Source organism: Bacillus cereus group sp. BfR-BA-01331, assembly GCF_022663915.1.
GTDB lineage: Bacteria > Bacillota > Bacilli > Bacillales > Bacillaceae_G > Bacillus_A > Bacillus_A mycoides.
Genome location: NZ_JAKUGJ010000001.1, coordinates 375,955 through 393,177, shown reverse-complemented (window position 1 = coordinate 393,177; position 17,223 = coordinate 375,955). Strand labels below are relative to the sequence as shown.

Here is a 17,223-nt window from a genome sequence, read left to right as displayed (position 1 = left end):
CTACCATGAAACAATTCTATTTTTATACCTTGTCTTTTTTGTTACAATGATAGTGGAAGGGGGCCGTTATATGGAATCACGCGAGTGGGAACGTATTGTTGATCATCTTCTTTCGCTAGTGCCTCTTTTTTATCGCAAATTTATGCTTCCTGGAGAGTTTTCTTCTCAAAGACATATGCCGCCATCACATACGCAAGTGTTACTGCTTTTGCATGAAAATGGTACATTAGCAGTTTCAGAAATTGGCAAGCGGCTAGCGATTTCACGGCCTAACATGACCCCTCTATTAAACAAACTTATTCAAGAAGAGCTAATAGAGCGTCATTATAGCGAAAAAGATCGAAGGGTCATTTTAATTTCCCTAACAACTGAAGGGAAAATGTTAGTAAGTCAGTATCAGCAATTCATTTTAGGCAAACTAAAAGAAAATTTTCAAACATTATCTGAGGAAGAGCGTGAAAAGCTCATTTATTCTCTTAAAACCATTCAAAATTTAATTTTGAAAACAAACGCATAAAGCTGCTTCTAAATAGAAGCAGCTTTATGATTCGTAATAATTACCATAGTATACATTTGAATACGGCCATGTCATTAAATACGGTTTTCGTTCTTGAACAGGTTGCTGCTCAGGCTGTTGCATCTGTTGCATCTGTTGTATTTGTTGCATTTGTTGCTGCGGATATACTCCGAATTGCTGTCTCACTCCAGTTACAGGATAATAATTTGTATATGGATATACTTGAGGTACGTAGTAATAATACATTCATTCTCTCCCCCTTTTTCTTAAACATATTCAAAGGAGAAAATGAATGTGACATTCTTTATATTTGAACAAGTGGTTCTCTCACTTGTTTCTTTCTTTTCTTCAAACGTAACTTACGATTCTTTTCATATAAATAATGCACAACGAAATATGAAATTACCCCAAACACAATTCCTATTATCGTCATACCAATTAATACATATACTTCACTCTGTAATAAGCTCTTTAACATCGTAAAAATATGGCTCGAAAACAAATCTGATATCGTAAATGGTTCATGATGTATTTTCTGTACATGAAATGGGTAAATCATTTTTCCTAGCGCATAAGCAAACGGAAATAAAAATACTGGGAGAAACGATATTTTCCCAATAATATTACCAATGACTGCGGCTGGAAAAGATCCCTTTGCTAACCTGACAATTGGATAAAATATTAAATATACGAGCGATGCCGTATAAATCACCAACATTTCTAAACCAAATCCAATAGCAAAACCTAGTGACACTTTCTTTGCTCCTTCTGGCGATCGAAGCAACTTAAAATATTGAAACTTTAATATTCTCCACATCCGCTGAAAAAACGAATATGTTTTCTTAGTTGTTTTCAAATTCATCATCTCTTTAACTATATTTTTTTATCTAGTATGTCCTTACATGATATGAAAAACAAATTTAGTTTTCTCTTTTTATTATAAATGATATAGAGATAATTAACTAAATATACATCCGACATTTCAATATAAAAAAACCTCCCTTTTAGGAAGGCTCTTCTATATTTTTAAATAAACTCACTAATAAAGCTTTTTGCGCGTGCAACCTGTTACCAGCTTGCTCAAAAACGATAGACTGTGGCCCATCTATAATCTCTCCAGTTACTTCTTCTTCACGATGAGCAGGCAGGCAGTGCAGGAAACGATATGTTTGCTTTGCATGTATAACAAGCTCTTTATTTACTTGGAAAGGCTGGAATAAAGTATATTTTTCTGCTTCTCCTTCTTGGCCCATACTCATCCAAACGTCAGTATAAATAAAATCTGCTCCACTTACCGCTAATTCAGGATTATGCAAAATCTCAATTTCAGCCCCTGTTTCATCAGCAATCGCTAATGCTTTTTTAACAATTTCTTCATTCGGCTCATACCCCACAGGCGTTGCCACAGTCATATTCATTCCGACTTTTGCACTCGCTAGCAATAGTGAATGACATACATTATTCCCATCACCTACATAAGCTAATTTAACTCCTTTAAACGTATGAGCTTCTTCATATATCGTCATTAAATCTGCCAACGCTTGGCAAGGATGATGATCATCAGTTAAACCGTTAATAACTGGGATACTGGACTCTTTTGCAAGCTCCTCTACATCCGCATGAGAAAATGTGCGTATCATAATTCCATCAATATAATGAGATAGTACTTTCGCAGTATCTGACACCGTTTCTCCTCTGCCAATTTGCATCTCTTTTCCACTTAAAAACATTCCATGTCCTCCGAGCTGTACCATTCCTGCTTCAAAAGAAACGCGCGTACGGGTTGAATGTTTATCAAAAATGAGACCTAATATTTTCCCTTGTAATAAAGGCTCCTGCTTGTTCTTTTTTAAATATATAGCGAACTCAATTAAAGAAATGATTTCTTCTTGCGTCAATTCTTCTAACGTTAAAAGATCTTTCGTATTTAATTTCGGTACTTGTACAGTTGACATGAAATTTCCCCCTTATATTATTGATGCATTTTTTGTACAAACCACTCTTTTTATCATATATATTGCCTGTTCTAGCTCTTCATTCGTTACAATAAGTGGTGGTAATAGTCTTATAACATTAGGCCCTGCTTGTAATACGAGAAGTCCTGCTTTTTCTAGTTGTTCTATGACATTTGCAACCTCATGCTTACATTCGATTCCAATCATAAGTCCCTTACCACGAATATTTTGAACACATTCAACGTGTCGTAATTCTTCTTGCAATTTCTTTAATACGTACTCGCCCTTTTCCTGTACCTCTTTAAAAAACGATTGTTCCTTAATGAATTGCAATACTTCTTTCGCTGCAGTCATAGCAATATAATTCCCACCGAAAGTTGAACCGTGTGACCCGGCAGTAAAAGAAGAACCTAGTTCTTTCCGGCCAATCATCGCTCCAACTGGAATACCATTCCCAAGCGCCTTTGCGATGGTAACGATATCAGGAACTATTCCCATTTGCTCATAAGCGAATAGTGTTCCTGTTCTGCCTATTCCAGTTTGTACTTCATCTATAATAAAAAGAGCATTGTACTCATTACATAGTTTTTCAATTTCCTTCAAAAAGGATGGATCAGCTAATATTACTCCTCCTTCCCCTTGAATAACTTCTACCATTACCGCCGCAACTTCTTCATTCATTACTTCCTCTAATGCTCGTATGTCGTTAAATGGTATATGTAAAAAAGACGGAAGTAATGGACCGAATCCTTCTTTCACTTTATCTTGCCCTGTTGCACTCATCGTTCCAAATGTTCTCCCGTGGAAAGATTGCTCACATGTTACTACGAGAGATTTTCCAGTATGCTTACGTGCTAGCTTTAAAGCCGCTTCATTTGCCTCCGCCCCGCTATTACAAAAAAACACATGATCTAATGCTGTATCTTCTGTTAATAATGATGCGACCTCTTCTTGTAAGGAGTTCGTAAATAAGTTAGATATATGCCATATATTTCTAAGTTGCTTTTCTACTGCCTTTACAACCTTAGGATGACAATGTCCTAAGTTACATACTCCAATACCAGAAGTAAAATCTAAATATTGCTCACCACTTTTATCAATAACTTTCGCCCCATTGCCCTTTACAAAGTCAATAGTTCTTCTCCCATACGTTTGAAAAAGATGACTTGTCATACGATACTCACTCCTTTTGTTACCGTAGTTCCAACACACTCTCCTGTAACCTCAGTAAAATCCTTTGTACCATTTACGATACTAGCCTTTTTCACTCCCATTTTTAACGATGTAAGTGCCGCCTGTACTTTCGGAATCATTCCACCTGTAATGACGCCTTGTTCTATAAAAGTAAGAATTTCATATTCATCCGTTTTCTTTACCAATCTTCCTTCGTGTAATACTCCATCTACGTCCGTTATAAAAATGAGCTCTTTTGCGGATAGTGCATATGCTATTCCAGCTGCAGCGGTATCTGCATTTATGTTATAAACCTCATTACCATTTATCCCAATTGGGGCAATGACAGGAATATAATTCATATCTATCAACCCTTTTAGTAAGGCTGTTTCTACATAACTTACTTCTCCTACATATCCTATCGCTTCGCCAACAGGTTGAACTTGAAGTAAATTACCGTCACATCCAGAAAGCCCCACCGCAAGTAAATCATGTTTTTGTAAATTCATTACGAATTTTTTATTCGTACTTCCGCATAGCACCATTTGAACAACATCCATAACCTCTTTCGGCGTTACTCTTAATCCATCTTTCTTTTCTATCTCGATATTAGAGTCTTCTAACTTGGCATCAATTTCTGGGCCACCGCCATGGACAATAACAACCTTATACTTATTTTGCAATTTCTTTATACAATCAAAAAAGACACTATTTAATCGATTCAACATGCTACCGCCACATTTAACTACAATATAATCACTCATCTTCTCTCTCCTTATGTACGATAACAAGCATTTATTTTCACATATTCATAACTTAAGTCGCAGCCCCAAGCTGATCCCGTTGCATCTCCTAAATGTAAACACACATCAATTTTTATTTCATGTTCTTGTAATTTCTTTGTCATTTCCTCTTCAGAAAACATTTGAGGCTCACTATTTTTTAATACGGCAATAGATTGAAGAGTGATATCAATTGTATTTGGGTTAATAATTACTTCACTCTGTCCAGTACTACTAATAATTCGTCCCCAATTTGGGTCCTCACCGTATATCGCTGTTTTCACAAGACTGGAACCGACTATTTGTTTTGCAATTTTCTTTGCTTCTTCATTTGTTCTAGCCCCTAACACGTTCACTTCTATTAACTTCGTAGCACCTTCACCATCTTGTGCAATTTTTTTCGCTAAATCTTCACATACCTTTTGTAAAGCAACTACGAAAGTTTCCCAGTCTTCATGTTCCATATTCATCGTTTTCGTTTCTGATAATCCACTTGCCATAGCGATGACCATATCATTTGTAGAAGTATCTCCGTCCACCGTAATTTGATTAAACGTATGATTCGTAATTTGTGATAATGCTGTTTGCAATACTTCATGCTCTATATTGGCGTCTGTTGTAATAAAACTAAGCATCGTTGCCATATTCGGTTTGATCATCCCTGAACCTTTTGCGACCCCAGCAATGATCACTGCTTCCCCATCAATTATCATCTCATAGCAAGTTTCTTTCGTTATAAGATCTGTCGTTAAAATTGCTTCACAAAAAGAATAAGCTTCACTTACTTCCTTTGTTGGCACAAGAGATTCAATTCCCTTTCGAATGATATCCATCGGTAAAGGTACTCCAATTACACCTGTTGAAGCGACTGCGACGTACTTTTCTTTTACTCCAAAGTGTTCCGCTCCTAATGTTCGCATCTCATAAGCATCTTGCAACCCTTTCATCCCCGTACAAGCATTTGCATTGCCGCTATTTACAACAATTGCTTGTAATTTCCCTTCTGCTGCTATGCTATCCTTCGTTACTTGCAACGGCGCTGCTTGTATTTGATTTGTTGTATACACAGCGGCACATGATGCTGGCACCTCACAAACGATTGCACCCATATCCTTTTTCACCTTTTTCAGACCATTTGCAGTACCGATTGCCAAAAAGCCTTTTGGTGTAACAATTGAACCATTTGCTAATTTTGTAATAGACGATGCTTTAATCATAATTTCCCCCTTATGGATAAAGCGGCATATGCTGTAAACCCGTTGTCTCTTCTAGTCCCGCTAATAAATTTGCATTTTGAACTGCTTGCCCTGCCGCACCTTTCATCATATTGTCTATAACAGAAACGACCGTAACTCTTTCTGTTCTTTCATCGTAAGCTATCCCAATATCACAATAATTTGAGCCCCTTACTTCTTTCGGACTTGGAAATTCTCCTTGCGAGCGAACTCGAACGAAAGCTGAGTATTCATACGTTTCTTCATACAACTTTTGAAGTTGCTCTATTTTCATTTCCTCTTTCACTTTCGCATAAAGTGTAATCATAATCCCTCGTGATATCGGTATTAAATGTGTACTAAACGTGATTGGCTTCGTTTCACGATTCCACTCTGCAAGCATTTGCTCAATCTCAGGAACATGCTGATGCTGATTAACTTTATAAATGTGTAAGTTATCGTATAACTCAGGAAAGTGAGTCATTGTTGTTGGCGTTTTGCCCGCTCCAGATACTCCTGATTTCGCATCAATAATAATCGAAGCTTCTTCAATCATGCCGCTACGTACTAACGGCGCTACCGCTAATAATGCAGCTGTAGCAAAACATCCTGGGTTTGCAATTAAATTTGCATTTTGGATCTCAGGCCTTTTCCATTCACTTAATCCATATACTGCTTTCCTAAGAAGTTCTTCCTGTGCAGCTGGCCTTTTATACCACAATTCATATGACGAGGGATCTATCATACGAAAGTCTCCAGATAGGTCAATTACTTTTAAACCTACTGCCAATAATTTTGGTGTTAACTCTGCCGATACTCCCGCTGGAGTTGCTAAAAATACAATTTCAGCTTCCTTCTCTATTTTCTCCGCATCAATTTCTTGTAACGTATGGACAAGAACATTTCGAAAATGCGGGTATACATTTGTTATAAATTCACCAACTTGTGAAAAAGAATGGAGAGATGCTATCGAAAAATATGGATGTTGCTCTAATAACCGAATTAACTCAATACCTCCATATCCAGTTGCTCCAATAATTGCGACTTTCATAAGCTCCTCCTCATATCTATTCTTTAAATTAAGTTTGATTATAATATTGCATAATTATAAAGTCAATTAAATATTTATAATTTTTAAAAACTTCAAAATATTACCCTCACTATAAAAGCGATATATATAAGTGGATTTTTATGCAAAAATAGTGCATAGTAGTATTTTTATTTCACTTCAAGTACAATAAAACAATACATGTATACATACAGGCGGGGAAAACATGAATAAAAAATTAATTGAGAAAATGATTATAAAAAGTTTTCGGCAATATCAATGTAATCCTGTTTCAAAAGAGGATCAGGCAATGCTAATTAAACATATTCAAATGATAATTCATTCAAATACTGAAATTGATGTATACGAAGCTGTTGAGGATATCGTTTACGATTATGTGACTGGAAAATAAAAAATAGGAGATTTCCATATGGAAATCTCCTATTTTTTACTTAATGATTTGCCTGCAATGCGTTCAAATAAACCTGGGAATAATGCGTAGAGCTTTGGCCCCATTCCCATCCACTTCGGCAAGTTTACTTCACGTTTTTTCGTTTGCATCGCCTTTACGATTTGTTCTGCTACATATGTTGGTTTTAACATGTAACGTCCCATATTTTTCACATATGTACCTGATTGATCGGCTATTTCAAAAAAGTTCGTATCTATCGGTCCTGGGTTAATTGCTGTTACATACACATTTGTGTTAGATAGCTCCATACGTAAACTATTCGTAAATCCTAATACAGCGTGTTTTGTCGCTGCATAAGCACTCGACTTCGGAGTTGCAATTTTTCCAGCCAATGAAGCAATATTAATAATTTGTCCTTCGTTCCTTTTTACCATATTAGGTAATACCGCTTTCGTACAAGCTACTAATCCAAATACATTTACTTGAAACATATCCTTTACTTCATCCATTGAAGCATCTTCAAACGTTTTAAAAATACCAAACCCAGCATTATTTACCAATATATCAATACGTCCTACTTCTTGTAATACCTTTGAAAAAACAGATTGTACTTTCGCTTCTTCACTTACATCTAATACATAGTAATAGCAAGGCGTATTATAAGTTACTTTAATTTTGTCTGCTAATGCTTGTAGCTTCTCTTCTGTTCGAGCCATTAATACCGGCGTCGCCCCTTGCTCTGCAACCTGCATTGCAACTTGCTCTCCAATTCCACTAGAAGCACCTGTAATGACGATTACTTTTTCTTGTAAACGTCCCGTCATTGCTGTCACCTACTTTGCATAATAAATCAATTGTTGTGAAGATTCATCAATCATCACTTGTTGATTATATGCTAAAAAGTCTAATTGTCCAACAGTTTCTGAGATAGTAAGTGGCAATTGCTCTTTATATAATACCGGAAATAGTTTTACACACACTTCAAATGCTGTCATTGGCTTTTCCTTTAATAGTTCAAGCACTTTAAAAGCACGTGTCTCTTGCTTTTGTAATCTTGTTTCAATAAGTTGTTTCACATTCAGAACATCTTCCCCATGCCCTGATAAAATCCGTGAAATATTCATTTCACTTAAACGTTTTAACGTTTGATTGTACTGCAATAAAGGATGCGCTCTTTCTGTTTGCCCTTCATATGGTGGTTCTAATATTGGATTTGAAGAAATATGACTAATGAGAGCATCCCCACCAATTAATATTCCATCAGATTCTCTATATAATGAAATATGAGTGGAAGCATGACCCGGGGTTTCAATCACTATAAATCCAGGTAACGAATCTATACGATCTCCCTCTCTCACGGTATGTGTTAACGATCTATTACAAGAATATTTAAGTGTCTTCGTCGTCAATAACGCCTCACCATTCAGAAATACTGCTGGAACGCCGAACTGCAAGGCTGTCTCTTTAAAAAATTCATGATACCTCTTTAAAAATTCAGCATTCTGTGTAATCCACGGTTCATTCCAAGGATGTCCGATAATCTTTACTTTTTCAGAAAATGTATTTAAAAGTCCGCAATGATCCGCATGGTGATGCGTAATCACTACCGTTTCAATATCTTCTATCTTATATCCTAATGCACCTAATTGACTTTCTAGTGCTTTCTTTGCTTCTTCTGTATTTGTCCCTGTATCAATTAACGTTAATGTTTCTCCCTCAACTAAAAACACATTCACTGTCTCAACTGCAAATGGAACAGGAATCTCCATTCGATGAATCGCCGTCATGCTTAGCCCCCCCTGTCTTTTTCCGGTTCAAAAATGAATACCTCTTCAGTTTACAACTTCCCTATAAATTTGTCATTATTTTCAGATAAAAAGAGGTCTTTTCCATAAAAAAACGAATGTATGTACATTTATAAGTATTTCTAACCAAATTTAAAGGAGGCACATCATGTCTATGCAAAACATTTCCTTTCTCGGTGCAGGCTCTATTGCCGAAGCGATTATTGGTGGCTTATTAAACGCAAATGTTGTTAAGGGAGAACACGTCACTGTAAGTAATCGTTCTAACGAGACAAGATTACAGGAGTTACATAAAAAATACGGTGTCAAAGGTACACATAATAAAAAGGAATTACTTGCTGATGCAAATATTCTTTTTCTAGCTATGAAGCCAAAAGATGTCGCAGAAGCGGTTATTCCTCTTAAAGAATACATAAATAATGACTTGCTTATTATTTCGTTATTAGCAGGTGTTTCTACTCATTCAATTAGAAACCTACTTCAAAAAGACGTTCCGATTATTCGTGCAATGCCAAATACATCTGCAGCCATTTTAAAATCCGCTACCGCTATCTCACCTTCAGAACACACAACAGAGGAACATATTCGCACTGCAACATCTTTATTTGAAACGATTGGTCTCGTCTCTGTAGTAGAAGAAGAAGATATGCATGCTATCACTGCATTATCCGGAAGTGGGCCAGCTTATATTTATTACGTGGTAGAAGCACTGGAAGAGGCAGCAAAAAAAATTGGTTTAAAAGAAGATGTTGCAAAATCTCTTATTCTTCAGACGATGATTGGTTCTGCTGAAATGCTAAAAGCAAGCGAAAAACACCCTTCTATTTTGCGAAAAGAAATTACTTCTCCTGGCGGAACAACTGAAGCAGGTATTGAAGTATTACAGGAGCATAATTTTCAACAAGCATTAATCTCATGTATTACACAAGCAACGAAACGATCACACGATCTTGGAAAAACATTAGAAGAAATAGCAAAAGAAAAATAAAAAACGGAGCTCAACTTTATTTGAGCTCCGTTTTTACTTTAATCATATGATATGCTTTTAGTTATTACTCTTACCAAAAATCTCTTCTTGCAAACGACGACCTGTCGGTGTTGCTGCAAGGCCACCTTCTGCTGTTTCACGAAGTGCTACTGGCATCGTTTGTCCAATTCTAAACATCGCCTCAATAACTTCATCACATGGAATTGTACTAGTTACACCAGCTAATGATAAATCAGCTGAAATCATGGCATTCGCAGCTCCTGCTGCATTACGTTTTACACAAGGTACTTCTACAAGCCCTGCAACAGGATCACATACTAAACCAAGCATATTCTTTAACGAAATCGCCATCGCTGTAGCTGCTTGATCTTGTGTTCCACCAGCCATCTCAACTGCTGCTGCAGCTGCCATTCCACTTGCTGAACCTACTTCAGCTTGGCAACCTCCTGCCGCGCCAGAAATACAAGCATTATTCGCAACAACCATACCGAAAGCTCCTGCTGTAAATAAAAATTCAATCATTTCTTCGCGTGTCGGCTGTAATTTTTCTTGCAGTGCAAACAGTACACCTGGCACTGTTCCAGCAGACCCTGCTGTTGGTGTTGCACAAATAATTCCCATCGCCGCATTTACTTCATTTGTCGCAACAGCTTTACTCACTGCGTCCAAAATCGTATCTCCAGATAAGCCTTTTCCACTCTGCATATACGCTTGGACTTTCACAGCATCCCCGCCAGTTAAACCAGTCGGTGATTTTACACCACGAATACCGCGTTCTACTGCTTGTTCCATCACGACTAAGTTCTTTTCCATTCCAGCAATTACTTCTTCACGTGAGATATTTCTTGTTTGCATTTCACATTGAATCATAATTTCTGCGATTTTTACATTTTGCTCTTTAGCTTGCGCCACTAGTTCCGCTGCGTTCCGAAACATGGTGTGTCCCCCCTGCAATTAATCCATAATAGTTACTTGACAAATATTTTGTTGCCCATTTATTTCCGCAATTACTTCATCTGCTAATAATTCATCTGTTTCAATGACCATAAGCGCTCTTCTTCCTTTTTCTTTACGAGAAACACTCATTGTACTTATGTTAATCTCATGCTTAGCAAGGATTGAAGCTACAGCTGCGATAGCACCAAAGCGATCGTTATTTACAATAAGTAGTGCTGGACTCGTGCCTGTTAATTGAAGATCGAATCCGTTTAATTCTACAACTTCAATTTTACCGCCACCAATTGAGCAAGCAACAACTTCAATTTCCTCTTCACCTTTATACAGACGAATTTTCGCTGTATTTGGGTGCGGAGCATTTGCATCTTCTTCAATGAATTCCACTTCAATCCCGCGTTCTTTTGCAATATCTAACGCACTTGGAATACGTAAATCATCTGTTTCAAATCCTAGTATTCCACCGATTAGCGCTACATCCGTACCGTGACCACGGTATGTTTTTGCAAATGAACCATATAATGAAATGCTAACTCTCTCTGGTTCATGACGAAACAGCTGACGAGCAACTTGCCCCATTCTTGCCGCGCCTGCTGTATGTGAACTTGATGGACCAATCATAACCGGACCAATAATATCAAACACTGAGCGATACTTCATCATAACTCCCCCTAAACCTCTATGAAAAAATTATTTACTATTCTATTAAGCTACCGAATCGGTTGCTGTTCCAGTCGTACCACGAATTTGTTCCGCTGTAAGAATTGGATAGTTTTTGAATAACAGTGAAGCAATATATCCTGAAATAATACCAGTTATAATAATAAATAAGAAACTTAGCATTACCTGCATTTAAAAATAATATAAGATAGTCCACAATAAAGTCTGGTAGCAATCCAAAGTTTAACACAGAACCCCTTACAAGCATAGCATAAACAAGTGAAACTCCCATTGCTTTCATACCTTTTGATATTTTAAAGCTAAAAAGTGAAAAAAGACTTAGTACAAATAATAGTAATATCCTTCCTATTATAATTTCCATGTTGCTCTCTCACGATTTAGTCAACTTCACTTGTTATGACAAATGGCTAAAACGCATGTAGCCTACAATAAAGTGAAACTTTAATCAGTGGGGGTTTTGTCCATCCCCCACTGATTATTAGCCCACACCAATCGGGCTTTTACGGGCAGTTATCTCCCACCTAACTTCCTCGCATTCGCCGAATTCTGAGGTGGGAGTCTTACTGTCCGCAAATAGCGGGATAAATTATAATCTGCCCTCATTATAGCTTGTTTTTAATAAAACGCTTACTTTTAATGAATTTTAAAAGTTCTGAATAAAAATCCATTTTTGCTACTTGTACCACTCGTATGTCGTCTGACTTATATAACAGTTTTTCTAAATAATCGGTATTATGTATTTTTACCCTATATCTTCACATCATTAAAACTTTCTGTTTCATCCTATATAAAAATAAAATGATAACAGTTTTATTTTTAATTTTTTTTAGAAATAAAAAAAATGGCAACCTATCGTCACCATTTTTTCACAACATTATTATCTGTCTACTGGAAATGATTTTAAATCCGTAGCTATTTCTGTATTAGAAAATAGCTCTCTTGCCTCTTTCAATAATTCCTTATATGTATCTCCTTGATAACGAGAACTAATATGAGTCAATATTAAGCGTTTTGCATTTGCCTGAAGTGCAATACTCGCAGCTTGCTTAGATGTGGAATGAAAATAATCATACGCTTGTTGTTCATCTTCTGCCGCAAAAGTTGCTTCATGAACAAGTACGTCAGCATCTTGCGCAAGCTCTCTACTCGCTTCGCAATATCGTGTATCGCCTAAAATTGTAATAACTCTTCCTTTTTGAGGCGGGCCAATAAAATCTTTTCCATCTAACACTGTGCCATTCTCTAATTCAACTACTTCACCATCTTTTAAGCGTTTAAAAACTGGACCAGGTTTCACACCCATTCCCAGTAACTTATCCACTAAAAGAGCTCCCTGTATATCTTTCTCTACAATTCGATATCCGAAACATTCAATTCCATGTGATAACCTTTTTGTTTCTACACAAAATTCATTATCCTCAAACACAATACCTTCTTCCGTAATCTCAACGATTTCAAGCGGATATTTAACATGTGTCGTACTTACTGATAATGCCACTTCAATAAATTGTTTAATTCCTTTTGGTCCATACACTGTTAAAGGTGTAGTCCCTCCTTGAAACGAACGGCTTCCTAATAAACCAGGCAACCCAAAAATATGATCACCATGTAAATGCGTAATAAATATTTTTTCAATGCGGCGTGGACGTACTGATGTATGTAATATTTGATGTTGCGTCGCCTCGCCACAATCAAATAACCAAGTCTGTCCTCGTTCTTCTAGCAATTGCAGAGCAATTGCTGAAACATTCCTTCCTTTCGAAGGAACACCTGCACCAGTTCCTAAAAATACAAATTCCACTTTCTTTCCTCCAGCTCTTTATATAATCTATCTTTCATCTTACGGAATGTTATTTCAAATGGCAAATCGAATTTACATAACCAATCATCTAGACAACTATATAACACGAACGTTATAATCAAAAAACTTAGTAATTGTTCGTGTTTTATGTTAAAATGATTATACTACATTTTAAGGGAGCGTTTTATTATGAAAGAAGCATTTCGTTTACAAACTGATTTTTCATCTTCATTTGATCGCTGGGTAAGTTCTTTCGTTTCTGATCACCCAGCACAATTAGAATGGACGACTTTAAAAGAATTAATCCATGAATATACAACAACACATACAAATGATTCGTTACCAACATATATTTCCTCAGCTTTAACATATTACGCACAACGCGTTTCAACAACAAACAGTTCAGAAATTGTTATTTTTGAAAATGCTACAATCTCATAATCTAAAATAAAAAAGCACTGATTACAGTGCTTTTTATTTATGTTCATTAAAGTATTTATTTTCCCGCCTTATTTCAAAAACTCCGCTTATTTCCTACTATATAGCCATCATAAATCTATTTGATTTTTCGAAAAAATAGATTAAAAAGATATTGACACTACGATTTTACAGTGCTAACATTCAACTTGTAATTGAATATGGTCTCTGTTAGGTGAGGCTCCTGTATAGAGAAACGCTGCTGCCCAAAAATGTCGAGAGACGCCAATGGGTCAACAGGAAAGGTCGGAATGAAGGCCTTTCTTAACGTAGCTGGTTTCAGTACCTATGCTATACAGTGCTAAAACTCAACGAGGGAGAGGTGCGTATGTTTTGTCATACACAAAAACTGTTTTTATCTATGCTTACTAACAGTCTTTGTTGTTGACTCTTTTTGACTACGAATTCAGACCTTTACTCGTTTTGAGTAAAGGTCTTTTTTATGTCTTTATGCACCTTACTATGAAACAAACATAGCATATTCAGAAACTACTAATTGTACGGAGGTGAGGAACAGTGGCAAGTGATGATTCGGCCCAGATACCCATATGTTTTACGTTAATATTTCACCATGTAGGTAGGAAAGAAGCTGTTCCTCCCAATTTTAAATAGTCGAGTAACAGATTGTTTCCTCCTTCATGAAAGAGGAGGAACTACCAATGTTAAATTTACAAAGACAAGAAACAAAGCATGCTTACGATCAAGATAGCATGAAAGCAAATAACGAATTATTAGTGGAAGTTGCAACACAGGATGTAAACTCTGCGTTAAAACTCTTAGAAACAACACAAGATGGTCTCTCTAAACAAGAAGCGTCTCGTAGACTTTCTTTATACGGTCCGAACGAAATTGCTCATAATAAAACATTGCCATGGTATATTCAATTTCTGCTGGCATTTAAAAATCCATTTATTTTTGTTTTGTTAGCTCTTGGAGCACTCTCTTTTTTCACAGATGATATACAAGGAACAATTGTCGTATCTGTAATGGTACTGCTAAGTGCAACGATTCGCTTTTTACAAGAATTCCGCTCTCAGAAAGCGGCGGATAAGTTAAAGGCTATGGTTCGAACAACTGCGAGTGTCTTTAGAATAGATGGATTTGTACACGAAACAAAAAACGTAACAAATTTAAATCGAAATTACACAACAGAAATTCCAATTGAAGAACTTGTACCTGGCGATATTATTTCACTTTCAGCTGGTGATATCGTGCCAGCTGATGTGCGTATTTTATCCGCAAAAGATTTATTTGTTAATCAGTCTTCTTTAACCGGGGAAGCACTTCCTGTAGAAAAATACGAAAACTGCTACCATACGGAAAATAAACATATATTACCGAAAAACATGAAAAAAAATTACAATCCGCTCGATATGGAAAACCTTTGCTTTATGGGTACAAATATTGTTAGCGGTAGCGCAAAAGCTGTTGTTGTTTCAACTAGTACGGATACGTATTTCGGCTCTTTAGCAAAAAAGGTTATCGGAAAACGTGCAGAAACAAGCTTTGATAAAGGCGTAAACAAAGTAAGTTGGCTCTTAATCACATTCATGCTTATTATGGCACCCATTGTCCTTCTCATTAATGGATTCACAAAAGGAGATTGGCAAGAAGCTTTCTTCTTTGCTATTGCTGTTGCAGTTGGTCTTACACCTGAAATGCTGCCAATGATTGTAACTGCTAATTTAGCTAAAGGTGCCGTTAACATGTCTAAACAAAAAGTAATTGTAAAACAGCTCAACTCTATTCAAAACTTAGGTGCTATGAACATTCTTTGCACAGATAAAACTGGAACTTTAACAGAAGATAAAGTTGTCCTAGTTCGTCATTTAGATCCTAACGGAAATGAATGCGATCGTGTATTACACTTTGCCTATTTAAATAGCTTCTATCAAACGGGATTGAAAAATTTAATAGATAAAGCTGTTATTGAACATACAGAGGAAAACCATAAATTTGATCCATCAGCTTTTCAAAAGCTAGATGAAATTCCATTCGATTTTGCTCGTCGTCGTATGTCTGTCATCGTGAAAGATATTTCAGGTGAACATACAATGGTTTGTAAAGGTGCCGTAGAAGAAATTTTATCAATCTGTAATTACACTGAAGTTGATGGACAAATTGTCCCTCTCACTGAAGAAATGAGAGCAAATGTAAAACATCTTAGCGAAACTTTAAATAGTGAAGGAATGCGTGTCATCGCTGTAGCATACAAGAAAGATAACAAACCTTATCATAAAGCTTATGCAGTACAAGATGAATCCGCTATGATCCTTACTGGATATATCGGCTTTTTAGATCCACCAAAACCATCTGCTGCTTCTGCAATTCAAGCATTGCAAAAACACGGCGTACAAGTGAAAATCTTAACTGGTGATAACGAAATTGTTACAAGAAAGGTTTGTAAAGACGTTGGATTAAATATAGGAGAGCCTGTCCTCGGTTACGAAATCGATTCTTTACCAGATAAAGCATTAGCAAAACTGGCAGAAGAAACAACAGTGTTCGCAAAACTAAATCCAATGCAAAAATCTCGTATTATTCACGTATTACAAGGTAATGGTCATACTGTAGGTTACATGGGTGATGGCATTAACGATGCCGTGGCATTACGTGAAGCTGACGTTGGAATATCTGTTGATACCGCTACCGATATCGCAAAAGAATCTTCTGATATTATTTTACTCGAAAAAAGTTTAACTATATTAGAAGCAGGTATTTTAGAGGGACGTACTACGTTCGGCAATATTTTAAAATATATCAAAATGACGGCGAGCTCTAACTTCGGAAATGTATTTAGTGTATTAATAGCAAGTGCTTTCATTCCATTTTTACCGATGCTTGCAATTCATCTCTTAATTCAAAACTTACTTTATGATATTTCACAGCTTTCAATTCCATGGGATAAAATGGATAAGGAATTTCTAGAGAAGCCTAGAAAATGGGATACTGCAAACTTGCGTAACTTCATTATTTGCATCGGTCCAATTAGCTCTATATTCGATATTATCACATTCGTTGTCATGTGGAATGTATTCGGTGCAAATACACCTGGAGAACAATCACTATTCCAATCTGGTTGGTTTGTCGTCGGGTTACTAACTCAAACATTAATTGTCCATATGATCAGAACACAGAAAATTCCGTTTATTAAAAGTACAGCATCAATACCAGTTCTTGTATTAACCGCTTGTATTATGGCAATCGGAATTTACATTCCATTCTCACCACTTGGTGCAGCAATTGGTTTACAAGCATTACCACTAAGCTATTTCCCGTGGCTCATAGGAATATTATTAGGTTATGCTTTCTTAACACAATTCCTGAAAAAGCTTTATATTAAAAAATTCCATAGCTGGTTGTAAAAATGAGAATGAGTGGGTATTTCTCACTCATTCTCAAAAAATATAACATGT

18 protein-coding genes and 1 riboswitch are annotated in these 17,223 nt (G+C 36.4%); of the genes, 5 read left to right on the top strand and 13 right to left on the bottom strand.

Annotated features, from left to right (window positions below; all coding sequences use genetic code 11):
- Nucleotides 1-70 precede the first annotated feature (70 nt).
- Nucleotides 71-517, top strand: a complete 447-nt coding sequence (locus MR155_RS02065; RefSeq protein WP_002088507.1) for a MarR family winged helix-turn-helix transcriptional regulator — start codon at nucleotides 71-73, stop codon at nucleotides 515-517.
- Nucleotides 518-541: 24 nt separating this feature from the next.
- Here the strand turns inward: MR155_RS02065 and MR155_RS02060 are convergent, their stop codons facing one another.
- From MR155_RS02060 to argC, 7 genes are all read right to left on the bottom strand, one after another.
- Nucleotides 542-763: a hypothetical protein gene (locus MR155_RS02060; RefSeq protein WP_242307723.1), complete on the bottom strand. Its 222-nt coding sequence runs from the start codon at nucleotides 761-763 to the stop codon at nucleotides 542-544.
- A 58-nt stretch (nucleotides 764-821) separates the two neighbouring features.
- Nucleotides 822-1,373, bottom strand: coding sequence for a DUF2062 domain-containing protein (locus MR155_RS02055; RefSeq protein ID WP_002088510.1), 552 nt, complete (start codon nucleotides 1,371-1,373; stop codon nucleotides 822-824).
- A gap of 148 nt (nucleotides 1,374-1,521) precedes the next feature.
- On the bottom strand, nucleotides 1,522-2,472 hold the full coding sequence (gene argF / locus MR155_RS02050) for an ornithine carbamoyltransferase (RefSeq protein WP_219303503.1): 951 nt from the start codon (nucleotides 2,470-2,472) through the stop codon (nucleotides 1,522-1,524).
- A gap of 12 nt (nucleotides 2,473-2,484) precedes the next feature.
- Complete coding sequence (locus tag MR155_RS02045; RefSeq protein ID WP_219303504.1) at nucleotides 2,485-3,645, bottom strand: acetylornithine transaminase; 1,161 nt, start codon at nucleotides 3,643-3,645, stop codon at nucleotides 2,485-2,487.
- Nucleotides 3,642-4,409: an acetylglutamate kinase gene (argB, locus tag MR155_RS02040; RefSeq protein WP_016096141.1), complete on the bottom strand. Its 768-nt coding sequence runs from the start codon at nucleotides 4,407-4,409 to the stop codon at nucleotides 3,642-3,644. Before argB ends, MR155_RS02045 begins: the two co-directional genes overlap by 4 nt.
- Nucleotides 4,410-4,420: 11 nt before the next feature.
- Nucleotides 4,421-5,644, bottom strand: coding sequence for a bifunctional glutamate N-acetyltransferase/amino-acid acetyltransferase ArgJ (argJ, locus tag MR155_RS02035; protein ID WP_219303506.1), 1,224 nt, complete (start codon nucleotides 5,642-5,644; stop codon nucleotides 4,421-4,423).
- Between the two features lie 10 nt (nucleotides 5,645-5,654).
- Nucleotides 5,655-6,692, bottom strand: a complete 1,038-nt coding sequence (gene argC, locus MR155_RS02030) for an N-acetyl-gamma-glutamyl-phosphate reductase (RefSeq protein WP_002066994.1) — start codon at nucleotides 6,690-6,692, stop codon at nucleotides 5,655-5,657.
- Nucleotides 6,693-6,915: 223 nt separating this feature from the next.
- Here argC and MR155_RS02025 point away from each other — a divergent pair, with 223 nt between their 5' ends.
- Nucleotides 6,916-7,101, top strand: coding sequence for a YqzH family protein (locus tag MR155_RS02025; RefSeq protein ID WP_242307720.1), 186 nt, complete (start codon nucleotides 6,916-6,918; stop codon nucleotides 7,099-7,101).
- 29 nt (nucleotides 7,102-7,130) lie between these two features.
- On the opposite strand, the gene MR155_RS02020 is transcribed toward MR155_RS02025, so the two are convergent.
- Both MR155_RS02020 and MR155_RS02015 read right to left on the bottom strand, forming a co-directional pair.
- Nucleotides 7,131-7,925 (bottom strand): SDR family oxidoreductase, encoded by a 795-nt coding sequence (locus MR155_RS02020; RefSeq protein WP_242307719.1) that lies wholly within the window; start codon nucleotides 7,923-7,925, stop codon nucleotides 7,131-7,133.
- Between the two features lie 9 nt (nucleotides 7,926-7,934).
- Nucleotides 7,935-8,888, bottom strand: a complete 954-nt coding sequence (locus MR155_RS02015; protein ID WP_113937107.1) for an MBL fold metallo-hydrolase — start codon at nucleotides 8,886-8,888, stop codon at nucleotides 7,935-7,937.
- A gap of 166 nt (nucleotides 8,889-9,054) precedes the next feature.
- On the opposite strand from MR155_RS02015, the gene proI reads away from it, so the two are divergent.
- A complete protein-coding gene (gene proI, locus MR155_RS02010) occupies nucleotides 9,055-9,894 on the top strand; it encodes a pyrroline-5-carboxylate reductase ProI (protein WP_002129014.1) in 840 nt (279 codons plus the stop codon).
- 57 nt (nucleotides 9,895-9,951) lie between these two features.
- Here the strand turns inward: proI and sdaAA are convergent, their stop codons facing one another.
- The 4 genes from sdaAA to rnz form a co-directional block, all read right to left on the bottom strand.
- Nucleotides 9,952-10,830, bottom strand: coding sequence for an L-serine ammonia-lyase, iron-sulfur-dependent, subunit alpha (sdaAA, locus tag MR155_RS02005; protein ID WP_002033842.1), 879 nt, complete (start codon nucleotides 10,828-10,830; stop codon nucleotides 9,952-9,954).
- A gap of 18 nt (nucleotides 10,831-10,848) precedes the next feature.
- Nucleotides 10,849-11,508, bottom strand: coding sequence for an L-serine ammonia-lyase, iron-sulfur-dependent subunit beta (gene sdaAB, locus MR155_RS02000; RefSeq protein WP_002088527.1), 660 nt, complete (start codon nucleotides 11,506-11,508; stop codon nucleotides 10,849-10,851).
- A 45-nt stretch (nucleotides 11,509-11,553) separates the two neighbouring features.
- Entirely contained in the window at nucleotides 11,554-11,700 is a 147-nt protein-coding gene (locus MR155_RS01995) for a hypothetical protein (RefSeq protein ID WP_158080567.1), read from the bottom strand.
- A gap of 706 nt (nucleotides 11,701-12,406) precedes the next feature.
- Nucleotides 12,407-13,330 carry a ribonuclease Z gene (rnz, locus tag MR155_RS01990; protein WP_113937105.1) on the bottom strand — a complete coding sequence of 308 codons (924 nt, stop codon included), beginning with the start codon at nucleotides 13,328-13,330 and terminating at the stop codon, nucleotides 12,407-12,409.
- 189 nt (nucleotides 13,331-13,519) lie between these two features.
- Between rnz and MR155_RS01985 the strand changes: the two genes are divergently transcribed.
- Complete coding sequence (locus tag MR155_RS01985; protein ID WP_000656495.1) at nucleotides 13,520-13,771, top strand: DUF3932 family protein; 252 nt, start codon at nucleotides 13,520-13,522, stop codon at nucleotides 13,769-13,771.
- 196 nt (nucleotides 13,772-13,967) lie between these two features.
- Nucleotides 13,968-14,135, top strand: a riboswitch (M-box (ykoK) riboswitch).
- Between the two features lie 331 nt (nucleotides 14,136-14,466).
- A complete protein-coding gene (gene mgtA / locus MR155_RS01980) occupies nucleotides 14,467-17,172 on the top strand; it encodes a magnesium-translocating P-type ATPase (protein ID WP_242307716.1) in 2,706 nt (901 codons plus the stop codon).
- Nucleotides 17,173-17,223: the final 51 nt, after the last annotated feature.

Bases quoted from the DNA above. Each gene is read 5' to 3' on its own strand.
- proI (WP_002129014.1), top strand. From the start codon at position 9,055: ATGTCTATGCAAAACATTTCCTTTCTCGGTGCAGGCTCTATTGCCGAA.
- MR155_RS01995 (WP_158080567.1), bottom strand. From the start codon at position 11,700: ATGCAGGTAATGCTAAGTTTCTTATTTATTATTATAACTGGTATTATT.
- MR155_RS02045 (WP_219303504.1), bottom strand. From the start codon at position 3,645: ATGACAAGTCATCTTTTTCAAACGTATGGGAGAAGAACTATTGACTTT.
- argJ (WP_219303506.1), bottom strand. From the start codon at position 5,644: ATGATTAAAGCATCGTCTATTACAAAATTAGCAAATGGTTCAATTGTT.
- MR155_RS02015 (WP_113937107.1), bottom strand. From the start codon at position 8,888: ATGACGGCGATTCATCGAATGGAGATTCCTGTTCCATTTGCAGTTGAG.
- sdaAB (WP_002088527.1), bottom strand. From the start codon at position 11,508: ATGAAGTATCGCTCAGTGTTTGATATTATTGGTCCGGTTATGATTGGT.
- MR155_RS01985 (WP_000656495.1), top strand. From the start codon at position 13,520: ATGAAAGAAGCATTTCGTTTACAAACTGATTTTTCATCTTCATTTGAT.
- argC (WP_002066994.1), bottom strand. From the start codon at position 6,692: ATGAAAGTCGCAATTATTGGAGCAACTGGATATGGAGGTATTGAGTTA.
- sdaAA (WP_002033842.1), bottom strand. From the start codon at position 10,830: ATGTTTCGGAACGCAGCGGAACTAGTGGCGCAAGCTAAAGAGCAAAAT.
- MR155_RS02025 (WP_242307720.1), top strand. From the start codon at position 6,916: ATGAATAAAAAATTAATTGAGAAAATGATTATAAAAAGTTTTCGGCAA.
- argF (WP_219303503.1), bottom strand. From the start codon at position 2,472: ATGTCAACTGTACAAGTACCGAAATTAAATACGAAAGATCTTTTAACG.
- mgtA (WP_242307716.1), top strand. From the start codon at position 14,467: ATGTTAAATTTACAAAGACAAGAAACAAAGCATGCTTACGATCAAGAT.
- argB (WP_016096141.1), bottom strand. From the start codon at position 4,409: ATGAGTGATTATATTGTAGTTAAATGTGGCGGTAGCATGTTGAATCGA.
- MR155_RS02065 (WP_002088507.1), top strand. From the start codon at position 71: ATGGAATCACGCGAGTGGGAACGTATTGTTGATCATCTTCTTTCGCTA.
- MR155_RS02020 (WP_242307719.1), bottom strand. From the start codon at position 7,925: ATGACGGGACGTTTACAAGAAAAAGTAATCGTCATTACAGGTGCTTCT.
- MR155_RS02060 (WP_242307723.1), bottom strand. From the start codon at position 763: ATGTATTATTACTACGTACCTCAAGTATATCCATATACAAATTATTAT.